Source organism: Pantoea sp. FN0305 (assembly GCF_050113845.1).
Taxonomy (GTDB): domain Bacteria; phylum Pseudomonadota; class Gammaproteobacteria; order Enterobacterales; family Enterobacteriaceae; genus Mixta; species Mixta alhagi.
Genome location: NZ_JBNJSN010000019.1, coordinates 1 through 5125, shown reverse-complemented (window position 1 = coordinate 5125; position 5125 = coordinate 1). Strand labels below are relative to the sequence as shown.

4 protein-coding genes, 4 tRNA genes, 1 rRNA gene and 1 other RNA gene are annotated in these 5125 nt (G+C 48.0%); 1 reads left to right on the top strand and 9 read right to left on the bottom strand.

The features are described from left to right. The 6 genes from ACQE3Y_RS20435 to ACQE3Y_RS20410 form a co-directional block, all read right to left on the bottom strand. Positions 1–352, bottom strand: a 352-nt coding sequence (locus ACQE3Y_RS20435; protein ID WP_426982409.1) for a GTP-binding protein, incomplete at its 3' end; no start/stop codon positions are given. 111 nt (positions 353–463) lie between these two features. After that, positions 464–539: transfer RNA gene (locus tag ACQE3Y_RS20430), tRNA-Thr, on the bottom strand. A gap of 5 nt (positions 540–544) precedes the next feature. Next, positions 545–619: transfer RNA gene (locus ACQE3Y_RS20425), tRNA-Gly, on the bottom strand. A gap of 128 nt (positions 620–747) precedes the next feature. After that, a non-coding RNA gene (locus ACQE3Y_RS20420) (RtT sRNA) lies at positions 748–872 on the bottom strand. 45 nt (positions 873–917) lie between these two features. After that, positions 918–1002, bottom strand: a tRNA-Tyr gene (locus tag ACQE3Y_RS20415). Positions 1003–1012: 10 nt separating this feature from the next. Beyond that, a tRNA-Thr gene (locus tag ACQE3Y_RS20410) sits at positions 1013–1088 on the bottom strand. Positions 1089–1679: 591 nt separating this feature from the next. Here ACQE3Y_RS20410 and coaA point away from each other — a divergent pair. Then, positions 1680–2630, top strand: a complete 951-nt coding sequence (coaA, locus tag ACQE3Y_RS20405; protein WP_085069539.1) for a type I pantothenate kinase — start codon at positions 1680–1682, stop codon at positions 2628–2630. Positions 2631–2695: 65 nt separating this feature from the next. Here coaA and birA read toward each other — a convergent pair whose 3' ends face one another. The 3 genes from birA to rrf form a co-directional block, all read right to left on the bottom strand. Beyond that, on the bottom strand, positions 2696–3658 hold the full coding sequence (gene birA, locus ACQE3Y_RS20400) for a bifunctional biotin--[acetyl-CoA-carboxylase] ligase/biotin operon repressor BirA (RefSeq protein WP_426982408.1): 963 nt from the start codon (positions 3656–3658) through the stop codon (positions 2696–2698). Continuing rightward, on the bottom strand, positions 3655–4692 hold the full coding sequence (gene murB / locus ACQE3Y_RS20395; RefSeq protein WP_426982407.1) for a UDP-N-acetylmuramate dehydrogenase: 1038 nt from the start codon (positions 4690–4692) through the stop codon (positions 3655–3657). Before murB ends, birA begins: the two co-directional genes overlap by 4 nt. A 310-nt stretch (positions 4693–5002) precedes the next feature. Next, a 5S ribosomal RNA gene (rrf, locus tag ACQE3Y_RS20390) occupies positions 5003–5118 on the bottom strand. Positions 5119–5125: the final 7 nt, after the last annotated feature.

Here is a 5125-nt window from a genome sequence, read left to right as displayed (position 1 = left end):
CACGGGTCTGCGGCATCGGGCCGTCAGTCGCAGCAACAACCAGGATAGCGCCGTCCATCTGAGCAGCACCGGTGATCATGTTTTTCACATAGTCGGCGTGGCCCGGGCAGTCAACGTGCGCGTAGTGGCGAGACGGGGTGTCATATTCAACGTGAGAGGTGTTGATGGTGATACCACGAGCTTTTTCTTCCGGCGCGTTATCGATCTGATCAAATGCACGCGCTGCACCGCCGTAGGTTTTCGCCAGAACGGTAGTGATAGCTGCAGTCAGGGTAGTTTTACCGTGGTCAACGTGGCCGATAGTACCGACGTTGACGTGCGGTTTTGAACGTTCAAATTTTTCTTTAGACATCGATTGTCCCTCTAAGACACGGTTAAATCGGTGATATCACCACATCAACCAGGCATCGCCTGTGCTGTTGAATTTTTTGTACAGGAAGAATCAGGGAGGGAGATAAAGAAGTGGTGCTGATACCCAGAGTCGAACTGGGGACCTCACCCTTACCAAGGGTGCGCTCTACCAACTGAGCCATATCAGCACATCTGGAGCGGGCAGCGGGAATCGAACCCGCATCATCAGCTTGGAAGGCTGAGGTAATAGCCATTATACGATGCCCGCAACCTGGAACTCGGCTACCTGTTCTTTCTGTAGCAAATGAATAATAAGTTAAGGATTCTTATTATTCGAGCTTCGAGCCAACTTGCGTTGCCTGCTGACTCTGACTGTGCTTGAGCTCAGTCTGAATATGGTGGTGGGAGAAGGATTACTCGTCGCTTCGCTCCTCACCCTTCGGGCCACGCTGCGCGTGTTGTCTCGCGCTGCTCGACTCGAACCTTAACGAAGGTTTTCACCTTCTCCAAACCGAAAACCTTTAGGCGGTTCAGTTTGGTTTAGCTCTGTTGCCAAAGCTTAAATATGGTGGTGGGAGAAGGATTCGAACCTTCGAAGTCTGTGACGGCAGATTTACAGTCTGCTCCCTTTGGCCGCTCGGGAATCCCACCTGATACTTGATGGTGCCGGCTACCGGAATCGAACTGGTGACCTACTGATTACAAGTCAGTTGCTCTACCTACTGAGCTAAGCCGGCATCAAGTGAGGCGCATTCTAGGAAGACCGGCTGCGGTATGCAACAAAAAAATTGCGATAAATGTTCTATCGGTCACTATTTGTGCAATTCTTCGCAAATTTACGTTTTTTTGAAGAAAAAACAACCATTCCTACTGTGGGATCTGGGTTATCAAAGCGTGATTTTTACTTATAACGCTATTCTTTTGCGTGAAAATATTGGCTGCCGGATAACTTTTTTTCTCTTCAGTGGTGCTAAATTGCCCACCTGATTATGGTCAGCGCTACAGATAAAGCATGCAAAATTTTCTTTTGTGACACACATCACATATTAATGGGTGGCGATTAAACCCACTGGATTATATAGCCTGTTTATCACCTGAAGGAGAATTGAAGTTTTATCTAAACCTCCCTTACTTCCTGCTGCTTGTTAATAACAAATTTGCGAGGATCGTTCTGATTACCTTTAGCAATCCATTTTTTTCCTTCTTTTTCTCCTGTTACTGGTGTTAACCTCCTGCGCATTGTTTTCTGAAATTACCTCCAGGGCACAGGAAGATGGCTATGCTTACCTGTTGCCATTCGGTAAATATCTGCTGGCAGAAGCATGCTTATGAGTAATAAAGAGTCCTCATTTACCACCCCGTATCTGACATTCAGTCGCCAACAATGGGCTGCGTTGCGTGATTCTGTTCCGATGACATTATCAGAGGATGAGATCGCTCGTCTGAAAGGCATTAATGAAGATCTTTCACTGGAAGAGGTAGCTGAAATCTATCTGCCTTTGTCCCGTCTGCTGAATTTCTATATTAATTCTAATTTGCGTCGTCAGGCAGTGCTGGAACAGTTTTTAGGTACCAGCGGGCAAAAGATCCCGTATATCATCAGCATTGCAGGTAGCGTAGCCGTAGGTAAAAGCACTACTGCGCGCGTTTTACAGGCGTTGCTAAGCCGCTGGCCTGAACATCGCCGCGTCGAATTAATTACCACCGATGGTTTTCTTCATCCGAACGCCGTATTAAAAGAACGCGACCTGATGAAGAAAAAAGGCTTTCCGCAGTCTTATGATATGCACCGCCTGGTCAATTTTGTTGCTGACCTGAAATCGGGGGCAACTGAAGTAACGGCGCCGGTTTATTCTCACTTGATTTATGATGTCATCCCTGACGGCGATAAAGTCGTACAGCAGCCCGATATTTTAATCCTGGAAGGATTAAACGTGCTGCAAAGCGGGATGGATTATCCTCACGATCCGCATCACGTATTTGTTTCTGATTTTGTTGATTTTTCTATTTACGTCGATGCGCCTGAAGAGCTGCTGGAAGACTGGTATATCAACAGGTTTCTGAAGTTTCGCAAAGGGGCCTTTACCGATCCCGACTCTTATTTTCATCACTACGCACAGCTGTCTGAAGAAGAAGCCGTTAATATCGCAACCCAACTATGGAGAGAGATTAACTGGCGTAACCTGAAGGAAAATATTTTACCCACGCGTGAGCGTGCCAGCCTAATCCTGAGCAAAAGTGCTAACCACGCTGTTGAACAGGTGCGGTTACGTAAATAAGGCTGAATAGTGCTTCTGAGAGGCTATCCGCATCTTCAGAAGCACTCTGTCGATAAAGTAAGCCGTCAGTTCTGTGGTCGCAAGGATATTTCGCCGCCTACCCAGGATTTTGTTACGCCATCCTGTTCAAGCAGTAACCCACCTTGTTGATCAATACCGCGAGCGATGCCCAATACTTCACGATCGCCAATCAATAACTTAACCGGTCTGTTAATAAAGTTATCCAGCCGCTGCCAGCGAGAAAGAAAAGGTGCTAATCCTTCCCGTTCGAAATCACGCAGGCTATGACGCAATTGATTTACTAACAGGCTTACAAGTTCGTTGCGGTTGATAGCAATACCCGCCTCTTGCAGGTTAATCCAGCCCTGGTTTACTACCGTGGCATCAGGGGTACGCATTTTCAAATTGATGCCTGCGCCAAATACGATTTGTGCGGCATCGCCTGTTTTCCCGATCATTTCGACCAGGATGCCAGCCAGCTTTCGATCGTTCAGATAAAGATCGTTCGGCCACTTTACTCTTACGCCTTCAGCACCCAGCCGCTGCAATACTTCAGCAATGACAATACCGATAACCAGGCTTAAGCCCATTGCCGCAGCTGGCCCCTGTTCAAGACGCCAGTACATTGAGAGATAGAGATTCGCGCCGAAAGGAGAAAACCATTGACGGCCACGGCGTCCACGCCCTGCCTGTTGATATTCAGCCACGCAGGCATCGCCCGTTTTTAGCGATGCCATGCGTTCCAGCAGATACTGGTTAGTGGAGTCTATAACGGGTATTACCGTCACTCCTTGTTGTTCCAGGTTGCGGTTAATTTCCGCTTCGTCCAGTAACTGTACAGGAGCAGGCAAACAATAGCCCTTTCCTGTCACGGTAAAGACATCCAGCCCCCACTCCTTTAAAGTCTGGATATGTTTGTTTATTGCAGCGCGGCTCATACCGAGCTTTTCGCCAATTTGTTCACCTGAATGGAATTCGCCATCAGCCAGGATAGAAACTAATTTTAACGGTACGCTGTTATCTTTCATGAAATAACCTCAACGGCATTTTTTTCTCCGTCAGCGCCAATAAAACGCACTTCCGGCTCCAGCCAGACGTTAAATTTTTGCCCCACACGCTGTCTGATTTCACGGGCTAATGCGACAACATCTTCTGCACTTGCCTCTTCCGCATTGATTAATACCAGTGCCTGCTGCTGATGTACGGCCGCTCCGCCAATGCGATAACCTTTTAACTGGCACTGATCAATAAGCCAGCCAGCAGCCAGCTTAACTTCACCGTTACTTTGCGGATAATGGGGAGCATGCGGGAAAGTTGCCAGTAATGCTGTAGCCTGCTCTGCAGTAACCACAGGATTTTTAAAGAAGCTGCCAGCGTTTCCGGTTAACGCCGGATCGGGCAATTTACTGCGACGCATATGACAAACAGAATCAAAAATCTGCTGAGGAGTGACGGTTGCGGGATCGAGCTTAGCCAGATCGCCATAGCTCATTACAGGTTGCCATTGCCTGGGTAAGCTAAAACCAACGCGGGTAATCGCATAACCGTTCTGTAGCCGATGCTTGAAGATACTATCGCGATAGCCAAACTCACATTCTGCTGCCGTCAGCCGATGAATCTGGCCGCTTTCCAGTTCAAGAACTTCAACCCACTCGCAAACATCCTTTATCTCGACACCATAGGCACCAATATTTTGAATAGGCGAAGAGCCAACGCAGCCGGGTATTAAAGCAAGGTTTTCCAGTCCGGCGATGTTTTGCTGTAATGTGTAAGCGACCAGAGCATGCCAGTTTTCACCAGCTCCTGCCTGTAGATGCCAGTGCTTATCACTTTCAGTAATAGTAATGCCTTTAATACGGTTTATTACAACTATGCCGCTGAAAGCTTGCAGAAACAGGACATTACTACCCTCACCTAATAATAAGAAGGGCAAATCGCGCTGATGACACTCACGCCAGGCTGCAAGAATATCTTGCGGCGTTTCTGCGTATACAACTTTTTCTGCGCCTGTTTCAATGGCAAAGGTATGTAGTTTTTTAAGTGAGAATGCAGGACTGGACATGAAGCGGCCTTTTCCGATTAACTGCGCTCAGTTTAACCGATCGATACAGTAGGAAGAAAATTTTATCCTGTGGATCGGCAAGGCATGTTCGTTAATAAGCCTGACAGTGAAAAAACTAAAGACAGGGCGCTGACGGCAATAAATATTATCAAGCCTGGTCAGCTTAAAAGCAGAAGGGAATGAAAATTAGTCGCAGAGCAGGATCTGCAGGCGGGCACTGACGATATTCTAGCCACGAAAACGGGGTTTTTTACCGATCGTCAGACACGAAAAAGCCTCAGCTTTCGCTGAGGCTCCGTCGTTATCTGATGCCTGGCAGTTCCCTACTCTCGCATGGGGAGGCCCCACACTACCATCGGCGCTGCGGCGTTTCACTTCTGAGTTCGGCATGGGGTCAGGTGGGACCACCGCGCTCTCGCCGCCAGGCAAATTC

Coding starts and splice junctions, on each gene's coding strand:
- birA (WP_426982408.1), bottom strand. CDS start 3,658: ATGAAAGATAACAGCGTACCGTTAAAATTAGTTTCTATCCTGGCTGAT.
- coaA (WP_085069539.1), top strand. CDS start 1,680: ATGAGTAATAAAGAGTCCTCATTTACCACCCCGTATCTGACATTCAGT.
- murB (WP_426982407.1), bottom strand. CDS start 4,692: ATGTCCAGTCCTGCATTCTCACTTAAAAAACTACATACCTTTGCCATT.